This is a genomic window from Bradyrhizobium lablabi (assembly GCF_001440475.1).
GTDB classification, from domain to species: Bacteria; Pseudomonadota; Alphaproteobacteria; order Rhizobiales; family Xanthobacteraceae; genus Bradyrhizobium; species Bradyrhizobium lablabi.
This window is the reverse complement of the sequence record NZ_LLYB01000071.1, coordinates 169,293-194,029: the sequence shown is the minus strand read 5'-3', so window position 1 is coordinate 194,029 and position 24,737 is coordinate 169,293. Positions and strand designations below refer to the sequence as shown.

Genomic DNA, 24,737 nt, shown 5'->3' with positions numbered 1-24,737 from the left:
ACATTCCCTAACTGCCCCGATACGTCGCATAGCTCCACGGCGTTACCAGCAGCGGCACGTGGAGATGGCCTTCGGGATCGCTCACCGCAAAATGCAGGGGAATGCGATCGAGGAACGGCGGATCGGACATCGGCACATCGCGGCCGGCAAAATAATCGCCGACACGAAATGATAGCTCGTAACGGCCGATCGGCACCGGACGGCCGCCGATCAGGGGCTGATCGGTGCGGCCGTCGCTGTTGGTCGTGGCGCGGGCGACCACGCGGGAGGCCCCGAGATCGGATAGCTCCGTGAGCTCGATCGAGATGCCCGCCGCGGGCTTGCCGCTGTGCGTATCAAGCACATGGGTCGACAGCCGCCCGTGCACCGGCAGCCGGTCCTCGGAAGCCACAGACTGGTCGAGGCGCAGCGCTGCGATCCGGCAAATTTCCGCAACCGACGTCCGCATCTCGGCCTTCGCATCGTTCGGCAGGCGGCGCTCGAAATCGCGCAGGATGGAATCGCGGGTGTGGCGGCGGACGCAGACGATGTAGGGAAAGCCGAATTTGGCGCGGTAGGCGCTGTTGGCACGCTCGAAGGCGTCAAATTCGGCATCCGACAACCGATCGAGGCCGACACTGTCCTGCTCAGCGGACGATTCCGCGGTGAGGCCTGAGGCGCGCTGGGTCTTGTTGGCGAGGTCGGGATGCGCGTTGATCAGCTTGAGCCGCGCTTCGTCCGGCGCGCGGTCGACCGCGGTCGTCATCGCCGCGAACAGCGCACCGATCCCCGCAAACGGCCGTAGCCCGGCCGCCGCTTCGGCCACCCAGGGCGAATGCTCGAAAATATTGGCAAGTGCTGTGACAAACTCATCCTTGCTGCAATGGTTCAGATCGGAAAGCTTTTGCAGCATCGGTGCCAGCCTATCCAATATCGAAAGCGTCGTCGGCGAGATGCGCCAGATTGGCGTGCCAGTGCTGTGCGATCTCAAGCCGCGTCGGCACCCAGACCCGCTCGTGCTTGCCGATATAGTCGAGAAACCGCATCAGTGCCGCCGCGCGGCCGGGGCGGCCGACGACCCGGCAATGCAGCCCGACCGACATCATCTTCGGTGCGGTCTCGCCCTCCGCATAAAGAACGTCAAAGCTGTCCTTGAGGTAGGTGAAGAACTCGTCGCCGCCGCCAAAGCCCTGCGGGTTGATAAACCGCATGTCATTGGCATCGAGCGTATAGGGAATGACCAGATGCGGCTTCGATCCGCGCGACTTGATCCAGTATGGCAGGTCGTCGGCGTAGGAGTCGCAGAGATAAAGCAGGCCGCCGGCTTCCATCAGAAGCCGCAACGTGTTGATCGAGGAGCGGCCGGTGTACCAGCCGAGCGGGCGCGAGCCGGTCGCCTCGGTGTGGACGCGGATTGCCGCTGCGATCTCGGTCCGCTCCTCGCTCTCCGACATGTCCTTGTGCTCGATCCATCGCAGGCTATGGCTGGCGATGTCCCAGCCGGCCTCCTTCATGGCGGCGACGATTTCGGGATTTCGCTTCAACGCCTTGGCGACGCCGAACACGGTGGCCGGCAGATTGCGTTCGGTGAACGCCCGCCACAGCCGCCAGAAGCCGGCGCGCGAGCCATATTCGAACATCGACTCGATATTGGCGTGGCGCTGTCCGGGCCAGGGCTGCGCACCCAGCACGTCAGACAAAAAGGCCTCCGAGGCGCGATCGCCGTCGAGAACATTGTTCTCGCCGCCCTCCTCGAAATTCACCACGAACTGCACCGCCACGCGAGCGTTGCCGGGCCACTTCGGATCCGGCGGGTTGCGGCCGTAGCCGCGGAAGTCGCGCGGGTAGACCGGCGCTGCCATCAGACTTCCTCGAAGCGGATTTTCTGCGCGCCCTTCCAGAGCACAGTCTTGCCGAACGCGGTCAGGTTCTCCAGTCCAGAAGTCAGGGTGATGAAGTGATTGCCGGCGAGCTGGCCCATCTTGCTCGCAAAGTGCACGCCGCCATAGGCCAGCAGGATTTCGGTCTCGCTGATGCCGCCGGGATAAAGAATGATCTGGCCGGGCGCGGGATAGCTGGTGTGGTTCTCGTAGGAGACGCCGAAATCGAGATCGCCGAGCGGCATCCAGACCCCCTCGCCGCTCCAGCGGACATGGATCGCCTGGCTCTCGAACGGCATCGCCTTGCGGAAGGCGGCGACCGTCTTCGGCGCCAGCTGCTCCTCGAAACGGGCCTCGAAGGTGAATTCACCGGCGTGGACAATCAGTTGGCTCATCGATCTCTTCTTCTGGATACAAGTCAGGATAGAAGTTCAGCCGTATCCATTACAGCCGGAACCAGCGGAAGCAAGGCCGATTCCGGCCCCGTCGGGGCTGAGTTGGAAGCCTGGACCGAATTGCCCGAGAGCGGCGTTGTTGGAGACGCCAGATTTCAACCCGGGGAAAACGACCGATGGAGAACGCCGTAAGAAAGCTGTTCGAGCGGTACGAGAGCTTTTTCAAACGGTCGCTCGACGGGAACCCGGATATGGATGAGGTCGCGTCGCTGTATGCCTCGCATTTCATCGCGGCCTCGCCTGCCGGGGTTATGACCGGGAAGAACGACGATCAGCTAAAGCAGTTCATGGCGCAAGGATACGCGCATTATCGCGCGATCGGGACCAAAGGGATGCGTATCAGTCATATTCGTCTCTCACCGATCGATGAGCATCACTGCGTGGCCCATGTCTCCTGGACCGCGACTTATGCGCGCACCGATCAAGACGATACGATTATCGATTTCGATGTTCACTACCTGGTCCAGAAGCTGGATGGCGACGCAAGGGTCTTCGGCTGGGTATCCGGCGATGAGCAGGCGCTTCTGAAGCAGCACGGCATTGTCTAGAGCGTTTTGGTTCTGATTGAATCGATCATCCGTGGCGCTCAGCTATGAGCCCGCGCCGGCACGGGCCGCGACCGCGCATCGCCATGCGCGAACGCACCGCCGAAATCGGCGATCGGGGGCGACACCATGGCGCGTTCGCGCGGGAACGCTTCGGGCATCTCCTCGCGAATGAAGGCCAGCAGCTTTTCCCTGATCTCGCAGCGCAGATCCCAGGATTGCGGCGCGGATCTGGCGCTTACCAGGGCCCGAAGCTCGATCGCCCGCGGGCTGGCCTCGATCACCTGGAGATTGACCACCGCGCCATCCCATAATCTGGACTCGCGCACGACCTGCTCGAGCCGCTGCCTGATCCGCGAGACGTCGGTGCAGTAATCGACATGAAACGCGATGGCGCCGATCAGCGATTGGGTGTCGCGGGTCCAGTTCTGGAACGGACGCTCGATGAAGTAGGACAGCGGGACCACCATCCTGCGCCAGTCCCAGAGACGGACCACGACGTAGGTCGAGGCGATGTCCTCGACCCACCCCCATTCATTCTCGATGATGACGGCGTCCTCGATCCGGATCGGTTGGGTGATCGCGATCTGGACGCCCGCGATCAGGTTCGAGAGCAGCGGCCTTGCGGCCAGACCGACGATCAGGCCGGCCGCGCCGGCTGACGCGAACAGGCTGACGCCGTATTGCTTGACGGATTCGAAGGTCATCAGAGCGGTCGAGATCGCGATGAGGATGATCAGCGTATCGATCACGCGCTTGAAGACGCGCACCTGGGTGACGTGCTTGCGGGCGAGAAAATTCTCATCGGTATCGAGCCGGAACCGCTGCAGATAACGGGCGGCCCCCATGTCGACGGCGCGAACCGTGATCCATCCGACCAGCGCGATGACGGCGACGACGAAGAAGTGCCTGAGCTGCTCGCGCAGCACGTCGTTCAGTGGCGCCAGCGGCAGCACCAGCGCCACGGCCGCCAGACACAGCGCCAGCCGGGCTGGACCTGCGATCCGTTGCAGAAGCAGCGTCACCGTCGGCCAGCGCGCTGAAACCACGCGCCTGATGATCCCAGCGGCAATACCGTAGACGAACAGTGCAACGATGATGGCCCCGACGACGAGGCCGAGACCGATCGCCCATTGCGGCACCCAGCCAAATATCTGTTCGAAGTTTGACAGAAGATCTTCCATGCAGGATTCCCCGCTGCGGCGACGTTCGGCCGCTAACGCATTGATCCATGCATCGGTCCCCCGTCTGACGCAGCGCAGCAATTCACTCAGCGCATTTCGCCATTCGACGGGTTTGCTTGCATTCCTCTGGCCTTACGCGTTTCATTCAAACCAAACGTGAGGGAACCCAGGAAACAACATGCCCGCAAGAATCATCGGAATGATCGGCACCCAGCAGGAGGGCGTCGCGGTTCACCTGATCAAGGGACAGATATCGCGCCAGTGGGTGATCGACTTCACCCGTCTGCACGAGCAGTGGAACTATGATTCAGTGCTGGTCGGATATTATGCCTCGGCCGCCGAAGGTTTTGCGATTGCGCTCTATGCGGCCGACCATACCGAGCGGATCAAGTTCCTGATCGCGCACCGGCCGGGCTCGGTGGCGCCGGCGCTGGCGGCCCGGCAGGTCGCAACATTCGACCAGCTCACGCAGGGGCGGATGGCGCTGCATATCATCGCCGGGACCAGCGACGCGGACCAGGCCAGCGAGGGCGACTTTCTGCCCAAGAACGACCGCTACCGCCGCGCCGGTGAATATCTCGAGGTGATGCAGAAGCTGTGGACCAGCGACCGCCCGATCGATCACAAGGGCGAGTTCTACCGCGTCGAGGGCGGTTTCTCCGACATCAAGCCCCATCAGCAGCCCTATCCGCCGCTCTTCTTCGGCGGCTCTTCCGGGGGCGCGCTGGAGATGGGTGCCAAGCATTGCGACGTGTTCGCGATCTTCGGCGAGCCGCTGAAGGAGACGCGGGAGCGGGTGCAGGATTTCCGCCGGCGCGCCGCCGCCTACGGGCGCAACGTCGGCTTCAACATGTCGCTGCGGCCGATCATGGCGGATACCGAAGGCGCGGCATGGGACAAGGCGAATGCGCTCTTGGCAGATGTCGAGCGCAAGACCGGCGCGGCACCGCAGCCGACCAACCATTCCGCCGAACGCCTGCTCGGCTACGCGGCGCGCGGCGACGTGCATGACGAGCGGCTGTGGATGGGGATCGCGCGCGCCACCGGCGCGCCGGGCAACACGTCGTGCCTGGTCGGCACGCCCGAGCAGATCGCCGCGGCGGTGCTGGAGTATTACCGGCTCGGCATTCACTCCTTCCTGCTGCGCGGTTTCGAGAATCCGCACGATACGATGGCGATCGGCCGTGACTTGATTCCGCTCATCAAGCAGGGCGCGCTGGCGATCGACCGGCAGGCGGAAGCAGCCGAATAGAGTTCACGTCAAGAATCCGCAACCCACCTCAAGATGCCTTCGCAAGGCCTTGAGGTTGAGCAGGAAAACGCATGAGAGATTTTGCATGAAGGCTGTCGTTGTTGACAACTACAATTCGATCGACGGTATCTCGATCAGGGAGATCGATACGCCCGGTCTCGCCGCGGGCGAAGTCCGTGTCAGGATCGGCGCCGCGGCGGTCGGCTTCGTCGATGGCTTGAAGGTACAGGGTCTCTATCAGACCAAGGACCCGCTGCCGTTCGTGCCGGGAACGGAGTTTGCCGGAACGGTCGAGGCCGTCGCGGACGATGTCGGCGCCTTCAAGCCGGGCATGCCGGTGATCGGCATGACCCGTTCCGGTGCGCTCGCCGAATATATCTCGGTGCCGTCTGCCGCGCTCAAGCACCTGCCGCCGCAGGTGCCCTTCGAGGCCGGCGCGTCTTTTCAGGCCAATTATCTGACCGGGCTTTACGCGCTGGAGGCCCGCGCCTCGCTTCAGGCCGGCGAGATTTTGCTGGTGCTGGGCGCGGCCGGCGGCGTCGGCATTGCCGCCGTGCAGATCGGCAAGCTGATGGGCGCGCGGGTGATCGCCGCCGCCTCGACACCGGAGAAGCGCGACTTCGCGGTTGGGTTCGGCGCCGATCAGACCATCGACTACACGAAGGCGGACTGGCGTGACACGCTGAAGGAATTGACCGGCGGCCATGGGCCCGACGTCATTTACGATCCGGTCGGCGGCGAGGTGTCGCTGCAGGCGTTTCGCTCGATTGCCTGGCGCGGACGGCATCTCGTGGTCGGGTTCGCCTCGGGCACTATCCCCGCGCTGGCGTTCAACCTGCCGCTGCTCAAGGGCGGCGCCCTGCTCGGGGTCGATCTGGCGCAAATCCAGCGGCGCGAGCCGGAGACGCACACCCGGCTGATGGCGCAATTGTTCGACTGGCTGGCGTCGGGCCAATTGCAGCCGGTTGTCGGCAAGATCGTGCCGTTCGAGAATTTCCGCGAGGCGTTCAAGACCATGCAGTCGCGATCGGCGCTGGGCAAGATGATCATCAAATTAGGCTGAGCGACGCGTCGAGGATATGGGCTGATGTCTCTGGAAAATGCCAACAAATCGCGCCGCCTGATGCACACGCGATCGGTCGAGTGCGACGGCTTTCTGCGCGACGACGGACTCTGGGAAGTCGAAGCGTGGCTGCGCGACACAAAACCCTTCACCCAGCGCGCCGATCGTTTTCGCGAGGAGTTGAAGCCGGGCGATCCCGTGCATGACATCGGCCTCCGGCTCGCCATCGATGAAGGCATGATCATCCGCGAGGCGGAGACGATGATGCGCGCCACGCCCTACCCGACCTGCATCGAGGTCGAGCCGATCCTGCAGCGCCTGGTCGGCGAGCGCATCGGCCCGGGCTGGCGCGAAACGGTGCGGCGCAAGATCGGCCGGCTGGAGACCTGCACGCACCTGATGGAATTGCTCGGCCCCGCCGTGACCACGCTGTACCAGACCATGTCCTACGGCAGGAAGCCGGACGGCCGCGACACGCTGGAGAACCAGCAGAACTCCGGCGAGCGACCGTTCTTCATCGGCGGCTGCCATTCCTGGCGCACCGACGGATCCGTCGTCGCCGCGATGTTCCCACAGTTCGCGACCAAGCCGGCGGCAAAGGATTAGGTTGCGGCTAGTCTGATCTCGCTCCCGCCTCGACGACCTTCGCATGCGGATCGCCTGTCGAGGCTGGTGCTGGAGCTCGCTCATCCGTCGCGGCAAATGGCCGTCGCTTCCTTGGTTACCAGCGAGGCTCCAAGCCCCGCACGAATTCTCCCGGACGCGCCCCTCAGAATAGATATCTGATATATCACTTGTTGACATATTCGCATCAATACTTAGGATGCAGGAATGACCTTTAATATTGGCCCGAGCGCCGCTGGCGAGGCAGGCTGATGATCACAGCAGCTCAATTGCGGGCTGCCCGGGTGCTTCTCGGCATCGATCAGCGGCGGCTCGCAGACCTGTCGGGGCTTTCGGTGCCGACCATCCAGCGGATGGAAGCGAGTGAGACGATGATTCGTGGCAACGTCGATTCGCTGGTGAAGCTGATCACCGCGCTCGAGGATGCCGGCATCGAATTGATCGACGACGGGGCGAACAGCGACGGCGGCGGGCGCGGCGTGCGGCTCAAGGCCGGTTCCGGAGATCGCGCGGAAAACAAGACATCGAGCGGAGCGAGGGCGCGCAAATAATGTCTGCCGTCGCCCTGCAAATGGTCTGTGTCGCCGGATTGCTCGGATTGGCCGCGCTGGCGATCGTTCTGGGCCGGTCGAAGATCTCCACACCCGTCATCTACGGCGCGACACTGGCCGTATCGGTGTTTGCATTAGCCGGCGCGTTGCGCAGCCTGCTCGGCGGCGCCGCTGATGCCACCACCCTCACCCTGCCGGTCGGCTTGCCGTGGCTTGGCGCGCACTTCCGTCTCGACGCACTGGGGTCGTTCTTTCTCATCGTCATCAATCTGGGTGGGGCGGCGGCAAGTCTCTACGGCCTCGGCTACGGCCATCATGAGCACGCGCCGCACCGCGTACTTCCCTTCTTCCCTGCCTTTCTCGCCGGCATGAACCTCGTGGTGCTGGCCGACGACGCCTTCTCCTATCTGTTGTGCTGGGAGTTCATGTCGCTGGCGTCGTGGGCGCTTGTCATGGCGCATCATCGCGAACCGGGCAACGCCAGGGCCGGCTACGTCTATCTCGTAATGGCGAGCTTCGGCACGCTCACGCTACTGCTTGCGTTCGGCCTGCTGGCAGGGCCAGCGGGAGGCTACGGATTTGCGGCTATCCGCGCCGCGCAGCACACCCCCTATGTGGCGACGCTGGTGCTGATACTGATGCTGCTCGGCGCCGGTTCCAAGGCCGGCCTCGTGCCGCTGCATGTCTGGCTGCCGCTCGCCCATCCCGCGGCTCCGAGCCACGTGTCAGCGCTGATGAGCGGCGTCATGACCAAGGTCGCCATCTACGGCTTCATTCGCGTCATGTTCGATCTGCTGGGACAGCCGAGTTGGCCGGCCAGCGTGGTCGTGTTGTTCCTTGGCAGCATCACCGCCGTCATGGGCATCCTTTACGCCATGATGGAGAAGGACCTGAAGCGCCTCCTGGCCTACAGCACCATCGAGAATATCGGCATCGTCTTCGCCAGCCTCGGCCTCGCGATGGCATTTCAGGCGAATGGATTGAAGGCGGCGGCCGCGCTCGCGTTCACGGCCGCGCTGTTTCACGCGCTCAACCATTCCTTCTTCAAGAGCCTGCTGTTCTTCGGCGCCGGCGCTGTGCTGACCGCGACGGGCGAGCGGGATATGGACAGGCTGGGCGGCCTCATCCACCGCATGCCGTTCACAAGCTTCGTCGTTCTCGTCGGCTGCGTCGCAATCTCGGCGCTGCCGCCGTTCAACGGTTTCGTGTCGGAGTGGCTGATCTTCCAGGCCGTGCTGCAAAGTCCGGAACTGCCGCAATGGGCTCTGAAAATCATGGTGCCTGCGGTCGGCGCGATGCTCGCTCTCGCCGCCGCGCTGGCTGCAGCCTGTTTCGTCAAGACCTACGGCGTGACGTTTCTCGGGCGACCGCGCGGGACGACGGCAGCAACCGCTGGTGAAGTCGACCGCTTCTCGCTCGCGGCCATGTTCAGCCTTGCTGCCCTTTGCCTGCTGGCGGGGATCTTGCCGGGACTGGTGATCGACGCGCTGGCGCCGGTAGCAAGTCAGATTCTCGGCGGCCGCATGCCGGCCCAGTCCGGGCAAGCATGGCTTTCGATCGTGCCGATTGCGGAGAGCCGCAGTTCGTACAACGGATTGCTGGTGATGGTGTTCATCACGCTGGCCGCGTCGCTTGCGGTCTATTTCATTCATCGCCTCGCTTCGCACGCGCTGCGGCGGGGGCCGGCCTGGGGATGCGGCTTCTCCGATGCAACGCCCGCGGCGCAGTATTCGAGCGTCAGCTTTGCGCAACCGATCCGCCGCGTGTTCGGCACGCTGGTGTTCCACGCCCGCGATCACGTCACGATGCCGCCGCCGGGAGACCTCCGGCCGGCACGGCTCAGAATCGAACTGCACGACCTGGTCTGGAACGGAATCTATGCGCCGATCGCAAGCGCTGTCGGCTTTTCGTCCACGCGGCTCAATCGCCTGCAGTTCCTGACCATCCGGCGATATCTCAGCCTGGTCTTTGCCACCCTCGTCACGCTGCTGCTGGTACTCGCGATATGGTCGTGATCTCGGACATCATCGTGCAAGGCGTGCAGATGCTGCTCGTGCTGCTGCTCGCGCCGCTCCTGACCGGCTATGTGCGCAAGATCAAGGCCCGGCTGGTACGCCGCCAGGGCGCCTCCATCTTTCAGCCGTATCGCGACCTGCTGCGGCTGCTGCGCAAGGAAGTGGTGCTGGCCGAGAATGCGTCGTGGCTGTTCCGCGTGACACCTTACATCACCTTCGCGGCGATCTGGGTTGCCGCAGCGCTGGTGCCGACCTTCGCGACCGGGCTGCTGTTCAACTGGACGGCGGATCTGATCGCCATCGTCGCGCTGCTCGGAAGCGCGCGCTTCTTTCTCGCGCTCGCGGGGATGGACATCGGCACCAGTTTCGGTGGCATCGGCTCCAGCCGCGAGGTGATGATTGCCGCGCTTGCCGAGCCCGCAATGCTGCTGATCGTATTCTGCCTGGCGCTGGTTGCCGGCTCGACGCAACTCTCGACGGTCTCGCATTTGCTGGCGTCGTCCTACGTCGGACTGCGGGTATCGCTGGGGATGGCGCTGGTGGCGCTGTTCATGGTGGCGATCGCCGAGAACGCGCGTATCCCGGTCGACAATCCGGCGACGCACCTTGAACTCACCATGGTGCACGAGGCGATGATTCTGGAATATTCCGGACGCCATCTCGCAATGATCGAACTTGGCGCATTCCTCAAGCTGCTGCTCTACGTCTCGCTGATCGCCTGCGTGTTCTTCCCCTGGCAGATCGCGCTCTACGGCAGCGGCGTGTTGTCCTACGGGATCGGCGCCGGCGCCTATATCCTCAAGCTCGCGCTGGCGGGCTTCCTGCTCGCGCTGTTCGAGACCGCCACGGCAAAGATGCGGGTGTTCCGCGTTCCGCAGTTTCTCGGCGCGGCGCTCATGCTGGGCTTGCTCGGCACCCTGCTGCTGTTCGTCTCGAGGAGCTTCTGATGCAGATGCACAGCATCGCCTTCGACATTTCCCACACACTGGCCGGCGGATTGGTGCTGATCAGCCTGATGATGCTGTATCAGGACCGTCTCTACTCGCTGCTCAACGTATTCGCGCTCCACGCCCTGGTGCTGTCGCTCTCGGTTGCCTGGCAGGCTTTCATCCAGGATGCACCCCATCTCTACGTCACCGCGGTCATCGCCCTGGTGTTCAAGGCGATCGTGATTCCGGTGGCGCTGCACCGCATCGTCAAGCAGCTCGGAATTCACCGCGACATCGAATCGGCGGTCGGAATCGGTCCGACCATGCTGGCCGGAATGGGGCTGGTCGCCCTTTCGCTCGTCCTGATGCTGCGGGTGACGAGCGACGCCGACCCGCTGGCGCGCGAAGACCTTGCCTTCGCGCTGTCGGTGGTGCTGCTCGGACTTCTGGTCATGGTGACGCGCCGCAATGCGGTCAGCCAGGTCGTCGGGTTCATGTCGCTTGAAAACGGACTGGTGCTGGCCGCGACCGGCGCCAAGGGCATGCCGCTGGTCGTCGAGATCAGCGTCGCCTTCTCGATCCTGATCGCCTTCATCGTCATCGGCATCTTCCTGTTCCGGATCCGCGAGCGCTTCGATTCGGTGGATGTCTCCGCACTCGACGACTTCCGGGGCGAACGCCGATGAACCTTTCTTACTTCGATCCCGTCACGGCCGTCCTGCTGATCCCGATCTCTTCGGCGGCGCTGCTGGCTGCCCTGCCCGGTTACCGGCTGACGGCGCGGCTGAACGTCGTCGCCAGTCTCACGACATTCCTGGCCGCACTCTCGCTGTTCGTGGCCGAACGTCCCTCCCCCGGACCGTACGTGCTGATCGACGACCTGAACATCGTCTTCATCGTGCTCAATACCTTCGTCGGGTTCACCACCAGTATCTTCAGCGCGAGCTATATCGCGCACGAACTCGAAACCGGCCGGCTGACGCCGACCTACCTGCGTTTCTACCATGCCATGTACCAGACCATGATGTTCGGCATGAATCTCGCATTCGTATCGAACAATATCGGCCTGATGTGGGTCGCGGTCGAACTCGCGACGCTGACGACGGTGCTGATGGTCGGCATCTATCGCACCCATGCAGCGCTCGAAGCTGCGTGGAAATATTTCATCCTGGGCAGCGTCGGGATCGCACTCGCCCTGTTCGGCACGATCCTGGTCTACATGGCGGCGCGCCCGGTGATGGGCGAAGGTCAGGACGGCATGGTCTGGACGCTGCTGGTCGAGCGCGCCGCGAACTTCGACGCGGCCCTGCTCAACGTCGCGTTCGTATTCCTGTTTCTTGGTTACGGCACCAAGGTTGGTCTCGCGCCGCTGCATGCCTGGTTGCCTGACGCGCACGCCGAAGGTCCGACGCCGATATCGGCGGTGTTGTCGGGCCTGTTGCTGAACGTCGCGCTCTATGCGCTGCTACGCTTCAAGATATTGCTCGCCGCCAACCCGGCCTCAATCGCTCCTGGCCCCCTGATGGTGACGATGGGCTTGGTCTCGCTGATCTTCGCGGCCTTCATGCTTTACCGGCGTCGCGACATCAAACGCCTGTTCGCCTATTCCTCGATCGAACACATGGGCATCATCGTGTTTGCATTCGGCATGGGCGGACCGCTCGCCAATTTCGCCGGGCTTCTGCACATGGTGATGCACAGCCTGACCAAGTCGGCGATCTTCTACGCCGTCGGGCATATTTCGCAGATCAAGGGCACCCAGCGGATTTCGCGGATCCGCGGCTTGACCGTGACCCATCCGGCGCTCGGCTGGGGGCTGGTGGCAGGCGTCGTCGCGATCGCCGGGCTGCCGCCGCTCGGGATATTCATGAGCGAGTTCCTGGTCGTGAGCTCGACCTTTGCACGGCAGCCATTGCTTGCGATCGTGCTGGTGTTCGGCCTGCTACTGGCCTTCGGCGCCTTGACGTTGCGCCTGACCAGCGTCGCCTTCGGCGAGCCGCGCGGCAGCGCGGCCCCGGCCGACGCCTCGTACATTCCTATGTTTGCGCATCTCGCACTGGTATTGGGCGCAGGGATTTATCTTCCCGCCCCGCTGGTGGTCTGGTTCCAGCACGTGGCTCAGCTCCTTGGATAGGAACGAAACGACATGCCGTCGCTGATCGATCTGACACTGGAGGGCCGGAAGGTCGGGCAACACGGCCCGTGGCCGCGCGTCGTGGTCGATGCTCCGGTCTGGACATTTGCAGCAAGCGAGCTGGCGCACGGACGCTGGAGCCTGCTTGGCCTGTGGGGCGAACCCGCAACGGTGCATATGGCGATCATGGATGGACAGACCGCAGAGATCGCGGTTGTCAGCCTGGATTGCCCCGACCGCACGTTTCCTTCCGTCGGCAGGCATCATCCGCCGGCGTTGCGGCTGGAACGGACCATCGATGATCTGTTCGGATTGTCCGCTCAGGGCTCGCCCGACGCCCGCCCCTGGCTCGATCACGACCGCTGGGGCGTGCGCTTTCCGCTGGGCGATCGCATCGACGCGTTGCCGACGGCGGCGGCGTACCGGTTCCTCGCCGCTGATGGCGACGGCCTGCACCAGATTGCGGTCGGCCCGGTGCATGCCGGCATCATCGAGCCCGGGCATTTCCGCTTTACCGCGAGCGGCGAAACCGTGGTCCGGCTGGAGCAGCGGCTCGGATATGTCCACAAGGGAATCGACGGACTGATGACCGGCGCCAGCCTCGAACGCGGCGCTCAACTCGCCGGCCGCACGTCGGGCGACAGCACCGTAGCCTACGCCTACGCATTTTCGCGCGCGGCCGAAGCGGCCCTCGACCTCGTCGTGCCGGATCGTGCCGTGTTCCTGCGCGCGCTGCTGGCAGAACTCGAGCGGCTCGCCAACCATCTCGGCGACATCGGCGCGATCTGCAACGATGCCTCCTTTACATTGATGCACGCCCATTGCGGCGTGTTGCGCGAGAGCGTGCTGCGCGCGGCCGGCGCAGCCTTCGGCCATCGCCTGATGCGCGACATCATCGTGCCCGGCGGTGTCAGCCGCGACATCGGCGATGGCGGGGCGGAAACCATCCAGGCCACGCTGGACAATATTCGCCTGCGCTTTCCCGCGCTTGTCGAACTCTATGACAACACCGCTTCGCTGCAGGATCGTACCGTCGATACCGGAACGCTCAAGCCGCCGCTCGCCCGGCAGTATGCCGCCGGCGGCTATGTCGGCCGCGCCTCGGGCCGTTCGTTCGACGCGCGCCGGACGCTGGCCTATCCGCCGTATGACAGCCTGCGGTTCGACGTGCCTGTCCTCAGCGAGGGCGACGTCAACGCGCGCGTCTGGATCAGGATACGCGAAGTCGAACAATGCGTTTCGCTGATCGACCAGATCCTGAGCCGGCTTCCCGAGGGCCCGACGCGCAAGGACGTACCGCTTGGCGGAGAGGTACGCGAAGGCATGGCGATCGTGGAGGGATTCCGCGGCGACGTTCTGGTCTGGCTGCGCCTGCGCAATGGCCTGATCGAACGATGCCACATGCGCGACCCGTCCTGGTTCCAATGGCCACTGCTGGAAGCCGTGATCGAGAACAACATCGTCGCTGACTTTCCGCTCTGCAACAAGTCGTTCAACTGTTCCTATTCGGGCCACGATCTGTAAGGACGCATGCGATGCGCAAGCTGCTTTTCGAAAGCGTGTTCCGCCAGCCGCTCACGGAGCGGGCGCCACTACCGGATGACGCCGCCGTGGCGGAACTTGCCACCGCGCTCGGACAGGCCGCGCGGCGACGGCTCGGCCGCAGCCTGTCGATCCGCGAGGTCGATGCCGGATCCTGCAACGGATGCGAGCTGGAAATTCACGCGCTCAACAACGCCTATTACGACGTCGAGCGGTTCGGCCTGCGGTTCGTCGCCTCGCCGCGTCATGCCGACGTCCTGATGGTGACGGGACCGGTGACGAAAAACATGCGCGAGGCGCTCGAACGCACCTATCACGCGATGCCGAACCCGAAATGGGTCGTCGCGGTCGGAGATTGCGCGCGGAACGGAGGATGTTTTGCCGGCAGCTATGCGGTCGTCGGCGGCGTCTCCGAGGTCGTCCCGGTCGACCTGCACATTCCCGGCTGCCCGCCTGCCCCCACAGCCATGCTGCAAGGATTGCTGGCGCTGCTCGAACGCGCGGACGCGGGCGCCGTTACGCCGTGAGGCGCTATCGAACCCGCTCCAGCACCCGCTTCGGTTGGCGGATGGTCTTGCTCTTTGTCTTGAGATTTGTTTTGGGATTGGTGACATGTTCGCGAAGGCGCACCCCTCGCCCTCCCGTAGCGCTCGCCGCGCCCGGATTGATAAGCTCGATCCCGGCGCTCTCGAGCGCGGAAACCAGCTTCATCAGGGAATCAACGTTGGCGCGGATCACACCGTCGCTGGCTTCCATGCGCTGGATGGTCGGCACCGAAAGATCGGCCAGCTCGGCCATTTGCCGCTGATCGATGCTCAGAAGCGCACGCGCCGCCCTGAGTTGATTGGCGGTAATCATGGGGACACTTCTCCCGGTTCGGAAGCGAATATATTTATCCTATCTAAATTACTGTCTCAAGCATCAACTTAGAGGTTCAGCATATCAACCAGAGGCCGCGCGCGTCTCTCTACACGATTGGCACCCGACTCCCGACATGATAAACGATGTCTCACACATCTTATTTGATGCATGGTGATATCGGGTGCGGTTGCTGGGGCGTTATCAGGGCAGGAACGGCGCAATCGAGATTGTCGAATGCTCCGCGGATGGAACGAGGATCTATTTCGAGGAAGGCATCAGGCAGAGCCAGGCCACGCCCGACGGCGAGAGCGTATTCAGCTATGTCAAGCTCATGGACGAACTCCTGCATCGCGCGACGAACATTCTCGTTCTGGGATGCGGCGGCGGCAATCTCGCCACCAGACTGGCGCGTCTCGGTAAAAAGCTCACGATCGTCGACAACAATCCAATCAGCTTCGTGATCGCCCAGAGATATTTTGGGCTGCCGGATGGATTGCCGCTGATAGTGTCCGATTTCCGGAAATTCATTCTCGATGACGATCTCCTTTACGACGGGATCGCCATCGATGTCGGAGGTCCGGATTTTCGCTTTGATGATGAATTCGACGTCGCGACCTGCGACGCCATCCGCGCGCGCTTGATGCCCGGCGGCCGCATCGTCATGAACGTGCTGGTCGCGAACGACATCGACCCGATACCCGATCGCATCGCCGCGCGGCTTGCCGGCGACCGGCTGGGAACGTGGATCATCGACGAGCAGGGCGTCCAGGATCGAAATGCGATCATTGCATGCGTGCCGGAAAAGCAGTTGAACGCGCGTCCAGCGCTTGCCGAGGTGATGCAGAACAGCCTCGAGCGATGGTCAATCCGGCGCGGCAGGTTGCGCGACCGCGGCCTCGGCGCGATGTATTCCAGCACCGACAGGTAGCCAGCCGCGCTGGCGCATCATGTTTCTGCTGCGCGATCCGCGCAAGTTCCAGCGACCTGCGTTGCAACCTTCGACCTGAAAGCAAAACGGCTCGCCAAAATTTCGCGACACGGATTTCTTGCATTGCAAGAAGTCCATGCACCGGCGCAAAAGGACGCAGCCGAAAACGAATTGTCAGATTGGGCGTGACGTCACGGCAGACAGGTGTCACTATCGAGCGACAAACAAATGTCGCGCACGTCGGACGAAGCGTGGCTGCCAAGGGGGAAACGAGAGCGTCGACGTGGACGCATGCGCTCCTTTTTGGCCTAACCGGTCCGTTGGCGTCGCATGGGACAACAGATTGTCCATCGTCTGCTGATTTCGATCCCCGCCTTGGTCGGGGTTCTCTTCCTCTGCTTTTGCCTGTTGCAGGTGGTGCCCGCCGATCCCGCGATGATCATCGCCGGGCCTGACGCGAAGGCCGAGACCATCGCGGCGATCCGCCAGGAACTCGGCCTCGACCGATCGATCCCGGTCCAGTTCTTCGAATACATCCTGCGCGTGCTGCGCGGCGATCTCGGCCGCTCCATCATTTCCAACCGGATGGTGAGCGAGGAACTGGCGATGACGATCGGGCCGACGATCGAACTGATGCTGGGCGCGATGTTGATCGCGGTGCCGATCGGGCTCGCGCTCGGAACGCTGGCGGCGGTCAATCGCGGCAGCCTCACCGATCGCATCATCATGGCCTGCTCGGTTGCGGGCGTATCGATGCCGGTGTTCTTCATCGGCCTGATCCTGATCCAGTTCGTTGGGTTCAAGTGGGCGCTGCTGCCGTTCACCGGCCGCACCGGGCCGGTTTGGGACGGCGGATTGCCGAGCCTGATCCTTCCCGCCCTCACGCTTGGCGCGGTGTTGATCGGGCCGATCGCGCGGCTGACGCGCACCGCCGTGCTGGAAGTGCTCGGCGCCGATTTCGTCCGCACCGCGCGCGCCAAGGGACTGCGCGAGCGGGTGGTGATCATCCATCACGCACTGCGTAACGCCATGATCCCCGTCGTCACCCTGATCGGGCTGCAGGCGGCGTTCCTGCTCGGCGGCGCCGTGGTGACCGAGACCATGTTCTCGTGGCCTGGCGTCGGCCGGCTCGCCGTCGGCGCCATCGTCTCCAGCGATTTTCCGACCGCGCAGGGCGCGATCATGATCCTCGCCATCGCCTTTCTCACGATCAACCTTTTGGTCGATGTGCTCTACGTCTATCTCGATCCGAGGGTGCAGCGAAGATGAGCGCCGAGACTCTCGATACCGGCTTTGCCAGGGAGAGTGAAACCGGTGTATTCGCCCGCGCCGGAGTGCTGCGGCGGCTGGCGCGCGACCGGGCGGCCGCGCTCGCCGGGCTGGTGCTCTCAGGCATCGTGCTGGCGGCGCTGTTCGCACCTTGGGTCGCGCCCTACGATCCCTACTTCACCGACCTCACCAAGGTGATGCGGCCGCCGGACGCCGAACACTGGTTCGGCACCGACAACACCGGACGCGACATCTTGAGCCGCGTCATCTTCGGCACCCGCAACACGCTGATACTCGGGCTGGTCGGGGTGATCGTCGGCGGCCTGATCGGCGGCATCATGGGCATCTTCGCCACCTATTATCGCCGGCTGGACGGCTGGATCATGCGGCTGGTCGACATCATGCTGGCCTTCCCGGCGATCCTGATCGGGCTTGCGGTGGCCGCCATCTTCGGCGCCGGGCTCTCGGCCGTTGCCATTGCGCTCGTCGTTGCAACCGTACCCGCTGTCGCGCGGGAGGCGCGAGGCGCGGCGATGGGCGTGATGGGCCAGGATTTCATGGAAGCCGGCCGCGCCGTGGGCGTGTCCGACGGCGCACTGATCTGGCGCTACCTGACGCTCAATTGCATTTCGACGATCTTCGTGTTCCTGACGTTGCGCTTCGGCCAGATCATCCTGACCGGCTCGGCGCTGGGCTTCCTCGGCATGGGCGCGCAGCCGCCGACTGCCGAGCTCGGCATGATGGCAGCGCAGGGCCGCGACTTCCTGTTCATGGCGCCGCACATCGCCACGATCCCGAGCTGCGTGATCTTCGTGATCGTGCTGGCCGCCAACCTTCTGGGCGACGCATTCCGCGACGTCTTCGATCCGAGGTTGCAGACATGATCAGGCTCGCACTGGGAATGTCGTTGGCACTGTGCGTCACGGGCCCGGCAACGGCCCAGACGCTTCATTTGATGAAGGGCATCGACGCGCCGCATTACGATGCGCAACGCACGACCTGGGGCCCGACCTCCGACATCGTCAACATGTTCCAGGACACGCTGGTGGCGCTCGACTGGGACGGCCGCACGCCGGTTCCTTATCTCGCCAAATCGTGGACCATCAGCGAGGACGGCCGGACCTATACGTTCAAGCTGCGCGACGACGTCTCGTTCTGCAGCGGCAAGAAATTCACCGCCGAGGACGTCGTCTACAGCTTCAAGCGGCTGAAGGATCCCGCGATCAAGGCGCCCTATGCCTGGCGCGCCGGCGTCATCAAGGAGCTGCGCGCGACCGACCCGCATACGGTCGAATACGAGCTGGAGGAGCCCTACTCCGAACTGCTGCTGCAGCTCACCATGTTCACCAACGTGATCCACAACAAGGAGAGCGTGGAGGCGCTCGGCAAGGATTATGGCATCAAGGGCGCCGACGGCACCGGGCCCTGGTGCTTCGAGAGCTGGCAGCCGCGCACCGAAATCGTGCTCAAACGCCACGACGCCTACAAATGGGGCCCGTCGCTGTACAAGAACAAGGGCCCGGTGAAGTTCGAAAAGCTCAGCGTCAAGATCATGCCCGAGGAATCCAGCCGCGTGGCGGCCATGATGGCCGGGCAGTTCGACATGACCCATCAGTTCCCGCCGCAGTTCATCGCGCAGGCCAGGGCCGCGCCGATGCTGACCGTGACGCCGGCAAGGCCGAACTTCCAGTTGCTTTACTTCGGCTTCAAGACGACGCGGCCGATGGTATCGGACAAGCGCGTGCGCGAGGCGATGAGCATCGCCATCAACCGCGCCGAGATCGCCAAGGGCGTGCTGCTCGGCAATGCCGATCCGGCCTTCACCATCGTCGATTCCGACGCGCTCGATCACGACGCCGGCACCAGGGGCATCGTGAAGGAGGACATCGAGCGCGCCAAGGCGCTGCTCGACGAAGCCGGCTGGAAGCTCGGCAGCGATGGTGTCCGCGAAAAGGACGGCATCAAGCTGCAGCCGAAAGTCTATTACACCCAGGCCGGCAACACGCCGCGGGTCGCCGAAGCGATCCAGGGTTACCTGCGCCGTATCGGCGTGCAGTGGCAGCTGCAGCCGTGGGACTCGACCATTGCTTCCGCGAAGATGGCCGAGCAGGACTACGAAATCTGGTCGGTGACCGTGCCGTATCTGTCGGCCGGCGACCTCATGAACATCTACTTCGATTCCCGCAACATCCCGACGCCCAACCGGATGAACTGGAAGGACACAGAGACCGATGAATGGCTGAAGCAGGGCCGCTCGGCGCTGACCGACACCGACCGCGCCAAATATTACGCGCTGGTACAGCAGAAGGTGATGCGCGAGCACCTCTGGATGCCCGTGCTCAACATCAACATGGACCAGGTGGCCAATAAAAAGATCACCGACGCCAGGCCGCACATGATCTACCAGAACACGTTCTACAAAGGGCTCGACGTGTCGCGCCAGAAATAAGAAATAGCAAGGGAGAGAACACGATGCGCAACATGTTGACGGGCGCTGTCGCGCTGCTGGGAGCGGCCGGAATATGCTGGACGGCCGAGGCGCAGACCTTGCGGGTGATGAAATCGCTGGACGCGCCGCATTACGACGGCCAGCGCACGACATGGTCGCCGACGTCAGACATCGTCAACATGTTCCAGGATACGCTGGTGGCGCTCGACTGGGACGGCAAGACGGCGATCCCCTACCTTGCCAAGTCGTGGACGATCAGCGAGGACGGCAAGACCTACGTCTTCAAGCTACGCGACGACGTCACGTTCTGTAGCGGCAAGAAGTTCACAGCCGCCGACGTCGTCTACAGCTTCAAGCGGCTGAAGGATCCGGAAACCAAGGCGCCCTATGCCTGGCGCGCCGGCGAGATCAAGGAGCTGCGCGCGCCCGATCCCTATACCGTGGAGTACGAACTCAACGAGCCCTATTCCGAGCTGCTGCTGCAGCTCAGCATGTACACCAACGCGATCCACAACCAGGAGAGCGTCGAGGCGCTCGGCAAGGACTACGGCATCAAGGGCATCGACGGCACCGGGCCGTGGTGCTTCGAGAGCTGGCAGCCGCGCACAGAGATCGTGCTGAAGCGGCACGATGCGTACAAGTGGGGTCCGTCGATGTATCAGAACAGGGGCCCGGTGAAATTCGAGAAGGTCAGCATCAAGATCGTGCCTGAGGACGCCAGCCGCGTCGCCGCCATCATGGGCGGTCAGTTCGATCTCTCGCACCAGGTTCCGCTCGCGTTCATTCAGCAGGTCAAGGCAGCGCCCAACCTGACGGTTCAGGAAGCTCAGCCGAACTTCCAGCTCATGTATTACGGTTACAAGATCACCCGCCCCATGGTCGCCGACAAACGCGTGCGCGAGGCAATGAACATTGCGATCAACCGCGCCGAGATCGTCAAGGGCATCTTGCTGGGCAACGCCGAACCGGCATTTACCTTCGTCGACCCCAAAGCGCTCGATTTCGCCGACAAGACCAAGGGCATCATCAAGGAAGACGTCGAACGCGCCAAGAAGCTGTTGGACGAGGCCGGCTGGAAAGTCGGCAGCGACGGCATCCGCGAGAAGGACGGCATGAAACTGGCTCCGCGTGTGCTGTTCACCCAGGTCGCCTACTTCCCGCGCGTCTCCGAGGCCATTCAGGGCTACATGCGCAAGATCGGCATCGACTGGAAGATCGTGGGCTACGACTCCACGATCGCGCCGGCCGAGATGGGCAAGCAGGACTACGAACTGTGGACCGTCACCGTGCCCTATCTGTCGGCGGGCGAGTTGATGAACGTCTATTTCAACTCGAAGAACATCCCGACCCCCAATCGCATGAACTGGAAGGATGACGAGACCGACGAGTGGCTGCGTGCCGGACGCGCTGCGCTGACCGATACCGAGCGCGCCCTCAACTATGCGCGTGTGCAGGAGAAGGTGACGAGCGAGCATCTGATGATGCCGGTGATGAACATCGCCATGTACACGGTCAGCTCAAAGAAACTGAAGGGCGTGCGGCCGCACATGCTCTATCAGAACACCTTCTACAAGGGACTGGATCTCTCGTTCTGATGGACAATCTGCTCGAGGTACGTGGACTGAAGACCCACTTCGCGACGGATCGCGGCCTGTTCCGCGCCGTCGACGGCATCAGCTTCAATGTGCCCAGGGGACGGACGATCGGCCTGGTCGGAGAATCCGGCTGCGGCAAGAGCGTGACGTCGCTCTCGGTGATGGGCTTGGTGCCGAGCCCGCCGGGCAAGGTCGAGGCCGAGGCGGTGCTGTTCAGCAATCGCGACGTGCTGAGGCTCACCGCCGACGAGCGCCGCAAGCTGCGCGGCGGCAAGATGTCGATGATCTTCCAGGAGCCGATGACCTCGCTCAATCCGGTGCACACCGTCGGCCAGCAGATCATCGAGGCGATCCTTGCCCACACCGCGATGACGCCGCGCGCGGCGCGGGCGCGGGCGATCGAGATGCTGGAGCTGGTGAAAATTCCTTCCGCCGCGCAACGCATCGACGATTTCCCGCACAACATGTCCGGCGGCATGCGCCAGCGCGTCATGATCGCGATGGCGCTGTCCTGCGAGCCGGCGCTGTTGATCGCGGACGAGCCGACGACCGCGCTCGACGTCACCATCCAGGCGCAAATTCTCGACCTCCTGAGCGACCTGCAGCGGCGGCTCGGCATGGCAATCCTGATCATCACCCATGATCTCGGCGTCATCGCCGAGGTCGCCGACCAGGTGCTGGTGATGTATGCCGGGCGGATCGTCGAGAGCGCTGACGTGGGCGACCTGTTCGCCGATCCGCAGCATCCCTACACGATCGGCCTGCTCGGCTCGATCCCGCGCATCGACGTCGACCGCAAGCGCCTCGCCACCATCGAGGGTACGGTTCCGAGCCCGAACAACCAGCCGGCGGGCTGCCGCTTCGCGCCGCGCTGTCCGTTTGCGGACCAGCGCTGCCGGCTCGATCCGCCGCCCTTGCGCGATATTTCGCCCGGGCATCAGGTGGCGTGCTGGAAAGCGCCGGTCGAGGTGGCGTCATGAGCGATGCGCCAAGCAATGTCCCTGTCTTGCAGGTCGACGGTCTGGTCAAGCATTTTGCGGTCACGCGCGGGCTGATCCGCCGCAAGACGATCGGCCTCGTCCGCGCCGTCGAGGACGTCAGCTTCGAGATCGCGCGCGGCGAAACGCTGGCGCTGGTCGGCGAATCCGGTTGCGGCAAGTCAACCACCGGACGCCTGATCCTGCGCCTGATGGAGCCGACGTCCGGCTCGGTGCGCTTCAAGGGCAAGGAGATCGCCGATCTCGACAAGGATGCGCTGCGCCGGATGCGCCGGCACATGCAGATTATCTTCCAGGATCCCTATGCATCGCTGAACCCGCGGATGACCGTCGGCGAGATCCTCGCCGAGCCGCTGCGGGTCCACGAGATCGGCGACGACGCCTCGCGCGCCGCACGCGGACGAGAACTCTTGGACATCGTCGGCCTGCTGCCCGAACATGCCAGGCGCTATCCGCACCAGTTCTCCGGCGGGCAGCGCCAGCGTATCGGCATCGCGCGGGCGCTCGCCGCCAATCCCGATCTGATCGTCTGTGACGAGCCGGTGTCGGCGCTTGACGTCTCGATCCAGGCGCAGATCGTCAACCTGCTGCAAAATCTGCAGCAGCGTTTTGGCCTCTCCTATCTGTTCATCGCCCACGATCTTGCCGTGGTGAAGCACATCAGCGATCGCGTCGCGGTGATGTATCTCGGCAAGCTGGTCGAGATATCAGACAAGAAGACGCTCTACGACCGGCCGTTGCACCCCTATACCCAGGCGTTGCTCGCGGCGATCCCAAAACCCGATCCGGCGCTCCGCACCAAGCGCGTGATGCTGCAGGGCGACGTGCCGAGCCCCTTCAGGCCGCCGACCGGCTGCCGCTTCCACACCCGCTGCCCGCATGCGCAGGCGCGCTGTTCCGCCGAGGAGCCGTTGCTGCGCGAGGCGGCGCCCGGCCACCGCGTCGCCTGTCATTTCTTTGAAACGATACCCGCACCAACCATTCTCGCACGGGCCGGTCTGGCCAACGGAAAGTTTGCCGCACGGCTGGCGGCCTTCGAGGCAGCCAAGACGGCCCGCACGCCGGGCTGAGCGAGAAGCGGGTTGGGAAGGCCCAGGCACAAAATTGCGAAAACAACCCCATGCAAAGTAGAATGGGGCCCTACTCGCAGCACTTCCCGCCCTAAAGCGTGATGACTTTATCTTCGAAAAGTCATCACGCTTTATCTTTTTGTTTGAGCATGATCTTTTCGGAAAACCGCTAAACACTTTTCCGGATCATGCTCTAGCCGGCGTGTTCAATGGCGCGGATGGCACCGCGCAGTTCGGCGAGGCCGCGCAGCCGGCCGATCGCGGTATAGCCGGGATTGGTGCGCTTGGTCGCGGCGAGATCGTCGAGCATACGATGGCCGTGGTCGGGCCGGAACACGATCTGGTCGCTGGAGGAACGTGTGTGGTTCTCGGCGAGCAGCGCTTTCAGCACCGCGATCATGTCGACGTCGCCATCAAGATGATCGGACTCGAAGAAGGACAGGCCGTCGGCCTCCCGCTTGGTCGCGCGCAGATGGGCGAAGCCGATCCGCGGCGCGAAGCGCCTGGCCATCGCCGACAGATCGTTTTCCGCGCGGACGCCGAGCGAGCCGGTGCAGAAGCAGATGCCGTTGGCCTTCGACGGCACCGCGTCGAACAGCGCCTGATAGTCCTCCGCCGACGAGGCGATGCGCGGCAGGCCGAACAACGGGCGCGGCGGATCGTCCGGGTGCAGCGTCAGCTTCACGCCGAGCGCTTCGGCGACCGGCGCCACGCGGGCGAGGAATTCGCTGAGGTGCCGGCGCAGCACGTTTGAATCAATGCCACGATATTGCAGCAGGCGCTCGCGGAATTGCGGAATGGTCAGGGGATCGGTGGTCGATCCCGGCAGCGCGCTGGCAATGTTGGTGACGATGTAGTCGATGTCGGCCTGCGTCATCGCCTCAAAGACCTGCCTGGCGCGGCGCTGCGCGGCCTCGGAGTATTCCGTGGGCGCCTCGGGGCGCTGCAGGATGTGCAGATCGAACGCCACGAAGCGGTCCTGGTCGAACCGCATCGCCTTGGCGCCGTTCGGCAGTTCCCATTCGAGATCGGTGCGGCACCAGTCGACGACAGGCATGAAGTTGTAGCAGATGATCTTGATGCCGGAGGCGGCCACGGCCTCCATGCTTGCGATCCATGCTTCGATCGAGCGCGTCGCCTTGCCCCCCAACCGCTTGACGTCGTCAGGTATTGGAATTGATTCCACCACCGACCATGTCAGCGGCGAGCGGCCGGGCTGACTGTTTTCGATCAGGTTCTTGCGCTCCTCGACCGCTGCGCGCGTCCACGCCTCGCCGATCGGCACCTGATGCAGCGCCGTCACCACATCGGTCGCGCCGGCCTGCCTGATGTCGTCGAGCGATACGGGATCGTTGGGCCCGTACCACCGCCATCCCTGCAGCATCATGGCGATCTCCTGGATTCAAGGATTGCA

General features: G+C 63.6%; 24 protein-coding genes. 18 read left to right on the top strand and 6 right to left on the bottom strand.

Features of this window, described 5'->3' with window-relative positions; all coding sequences use genetic code 11:
- Positions 1 to 7 precede the first annotated feature (7 nt).
- Genes uraD through CQ14_RS18370 form a run of 3 tightly spaced genes read right to left on the bottom strand, consistent with a single transcriptional unit; the run spans position 8 to position 2,254 of the window.
- Entirely contained in the window at positions 8 to 892 is an 885-nt protein-coding gene (gene uraD, locus CQ14_RS18380; RefSeq protein WP_057859247.1) for a 2-oxo-4-hydroxy-4-carboxy-5-ureidoimidazoline decarboxylase, read from the bottom strand.
- Positions 893 to 902: 10 nt separating this feature from the next.
- On the bottom strand, positions 903 to 1,841 hold the full coding sequence (gene puuE, locus CQ14_RS18375; protein WP_057859246.1) for an allantoinase PuuE: 939 nt from the start codon (positions 1,839 to 1,841) through the stop codon (positions 903 to 905).
- On the bottom strand, positions 1,841 to 2,254 hold the full coding sequence (locus tag CQ14_RS18370; RefSeq protein WP_057859245.1) for a DUF3830 family protein: 414 nt from the start codon (positions 2,252 to 2,254) through the stop codon (positions 1,841 to 1,843). The genes puuE and CQ14_RS18370 overlap by 1 nt, the downstream gene beginning before the upstream one ends.
- Before the next feature lie 176 nt (positions 2,255 to 2,430).
- On the opposite strand from CQ14_RS18370, the gene CQ14_RS18365 reads away from it, so the two are divergent.
- Positions 2,431 to 2,862, top strand: a complete 432-nt coding sequence (locus CQ14_RS18365; protein WP_057859244.1) for a DUF6841 family protein — start codon at positions 2,431 to 2,433, stop codon at positions 2,860 to 2,862.
- Positions 2,863 to 2,900: 38 nt separating this feature from the next.
- Here CQ14_RS18365 and CQ14_RS18360 read toward each other — a convergent pair whose 3' ends face one another.
- Positions 2,901 to 4,043 (bottom strand): mechanosensitive ion channel family protein, encoded by a 1,143-nt coding sequence (locus tag CQ14_RS18360; protein ID WP_082649929.1) that lies wholly within the window; start codon positions 4,041 to 4,043, stop codon positions 2,901 to 2,903.
- A gap of 178 nt (positions 4,044 to 4,221) precedes the next feature.
- Here CQ14_RS18360 and CQ14_RS18355 point away from each other — a divergent pair, with 178 nt between their 5' ends.
- The 10 genes from CQ14_RS18355 to CQ14_RS18310 all read left to right on the top strand — a co-directional run bounded on the left by CQ14_RS18355 (position 4,222) and on the right by CQ14_RS18310 (position 14,680).
- Entirely contained in the window at positions 4,222 to 5,295 is a 1,074-nt protein-coding gene (locus CQ14_RS18355) for an LLM class flavin-dependent oxidoreductase (RefSeq protein ID WP_063800377.1), read from the top strand.
- A gap of 85 nt (positions 5,296 to 5,380) precedes the next feature.
- A complete protein-coding gene (locus tag CQ14_RS18350) occupies positions 5,381 to 6,358 on the top strand; it encodes an NADPH:quinone oxidoreductase family protein (protein ID WP_057859242.1) in 978 nt (325 codons plus the stop codon).
- A gap of 24 nt (positions 6,359 to 6,382) precedes the next feature.
- On the top strand, positions 6,383 to 6,964 hold the full coding sequence (locus tag CQ14_RS18345; RefSeq protein WP_057859241.1) for a DUF2889 domain-containing protein: 582 nt from the start codon (positions 6,383 to 6,385) through the stop codon (positions 6,962 to 6,964).
- 269 nt (positions 6,965 to 7,233) lie between these two features.
- Positions 7,234 to 7,533, top strand: coding sequence for a helix-turn-helix domain-containing protein (locus CQ14_RS18340; RefSeq protein ID WP_057859240.1), 300 nt, complete (start codon positions 7,234 to 7,236; stop codon positions 7,531 to 7,533).
- Positions 7,533 to 9,548 carry a hydrogenase 4 subunit B gene (gene hyfB, locus CQ14_RS18335; protein ID WP_057859239.1) on the top strand — a complete coding sequence of 672 codons (2,016 nt, stop codon included), beginning with the start codon at positions 7,533 to 7,535 and terminating at the stop codon, positions 9,546 to 9,548. The genes CQ14_RS18340 and hyfB overlap by 1 nt, the downstream gene beginning before the upstream one ends.
- Complete coding sequence (locus CQ14_RS18330) at positions 9,539 to 10,495, top strand: respiratory chain complex I subunit 1 family protein (protein WP_057859238.1); 957 nt, start codon at positions 9,539 to 9,541, stop codon at positions 10,493 to 10,495. The genes hyfB and CQ14_RS18330 overlap by 10 nt, the downstream gene beginning before the upstream one ends.
- 5 nt (positions 10,496 to 10,500) lie before the next feature.
- A complete protein-coding gene (locus tag CQ14_RS18325) occupies positions 10,501 to 11,163 on the top strand; it encodes a hypothetical protein (protein ID WP_057859407.1) in 663 nt (220 codons plus the stop codon).
- On the top strand, positions 11,160 to 12,611 hold the full coding sequence (locus CQ14_RS18320) for a hydrogenase 4 subunit F (protein ID WP_057859237.1): 1,452 nt from the start codon (positions 11,160 to 11,162) through the stop codon (positions 12,609 to 12,611). The genes CQ14_RS18325 and CQ14_RS18320 overlap by 4 nt, the downstream gene beginning before the upstream one ends.
- A gap of 12 nt (positions 12,612 to 12,623) precedes the next feature.
- Positions 12,624 to 14,135 carry a hydrogenase large subunit gene (locus CQ14_RS18315; protein WP_057859236.1) on the top strand — a complete coding sequence of 504 codons (1,512 nt, stop codon included), beginning with the start codon at positions 12,624 to 12,626 and terminating at the stop codon, positions 14,133 to 14,135.
- An 11-nt stretch (positions 14,136 to 14,146) separates the two neighbouring features.
- Positions 14,147 to 14,680 (top strand): NADH-quinone oxidoreductase subunit B family protein, encoded by a 534-nt coding sequence (locus CQ14_RS18310; RefSeq protein ID WP_057859235.1) that lies wholly within the window; start codon positions 14,147 to 14,149, stop codon positions 14,678 to 14,680.
- Positions 14,681 to 14,684: 4 nt separating this feature from the next.
- Here the strand turns inward: CQ14_RS18310 and CQ14_RS18305 are convergent, their stop codons facing one another.
- Entirely contained in the window at positions 14,685 to 15,011 is a 327-nt protein-coding gene (locus tag CQ14_RS18305; protein ID WP_057859234.1) for a helix-turn-helix domain-containing protein, read from the bottom strand.
- Positions 15,012 to 15,195: 184 nt separating this feature from the next.
- On the opposite strand from CQ14_RS18305, the gene CQ14_RS18300 reads away from it, so the two are divergent.
- From CQ14_RS18300 to CQ14_RS18270, 7 genes are all read left to right on the top strand, one after another.
- Positions 15,196 to 15,942: a polyamine aminopropyltransferase gene (locus CQ14_RS18300; RefSeq protein WP_057859233.1), complete on the top strand. Its 747-nt coding sequence runs from the start codon at positions 15,196 to 15,198 to the stop codon at positions 15,940 to 15,942.
- Positions 15,943 to 16,272: 330 nt separating this feature from the next.
- Positions 16,273 to 17,211, top strand: coding sequence for an ABC transporter permease (locus CQ14_RS18295; RefSeq protein WP_057859232.1), 939 nt, complete (start codon positions 16,273 to 16,275; stop codon positions 17,209 to 17,211).
- The gene (locus CQ14_RS18290) at positions 17,208 to 18,095 is read left to right on the top strand and encodes an ABC transporter permease (RefSeq protein WP_057859231.1); all 888 of its coding nucleotides are present in this window, start codon (positions 17,208 to 17,210) and stop codon (positions 18,093 to 18,095) included. Before CQ14_RS18295 ends, CQ14_RS18290 begins: the two co-directional genes overlap by 4 nt.
- Positions 18,092 to 19,660: an ABC transporter substrate-binding protein gene (locus CQ14_RS18285; RefSeq protein WP_057859230.1), complete on the top strand. Its 1,569-nt coding sequence runs from the start codon at positions 18,092 to 18,094 to the stop codon at positions 19,658 to 19,660. Before CQ14_RS18290 ends, CQ14_RS18285 begins: the two co-directional genes overlap by 4 nt.
- Before the next feature lie 23 nt (positions 19,661 to 19,683).
- Positions 19,684 to 21,255 (top strand): ABC transporter substrate-binding protein, encoded by a 1,572-nt coding sequence (locus CQ14_RS18280; protein ID WP_057859229.1) that lies wholly within the window; start codon positions 19,684 to 19,686, stop codon positions 21,253 to 21,255.
- Entirely contained in the window at positions 21,255 to 22,235 is a 981-nt protein-coding gene (locus tag CQ14_RS18275; RefSeq protein ID WP_199805556.1) for an ABC transporter ATP-binding protein, read from the top strand. The genes CQ14_RS18280 and CQ14_RS18275 overlap by 1 nt, the downstream gene beginning before the upstream one ends.
- The gene (locus tag CQ14_RS18270) at positions 22,232 to 23,323 is read left to right on the top strand and encodes an ABC transporter ATP-binding protein (RefSeq protein ID WP_057859228.1); all 1,092 of its coding nucleotides are present in this window, start codon (positions 22,232 to 22,234) and stop codon (positions 23,321 to 23,323) included. The genes CQ14_RS18275 and CQ14_RS18270 overlap by 4 nt, the downstream gene beginning before the upstream one ends.
- 193 nt (positions 23,324 to 23,516) lie before the next feature.
- Here CQ14_RS18270 and uxuA read toward each other — a convergent pair whose 3' ends face one another.
- Positions 23,517 to 24,707: a mannonate dehydratase gene (gene uxuA / locus CQ14_RS18265; RefSeq protein ID WP_057859405.1), complete on the bottom strand. Its 1,191-nt coding sequence runs from the start codon at positions 24,705 to 24,707 to the stop codon at positions 23,517 to 23,519.
- Positions 24,708 to 24,737 lie beyond the last annotated feature (30 nt).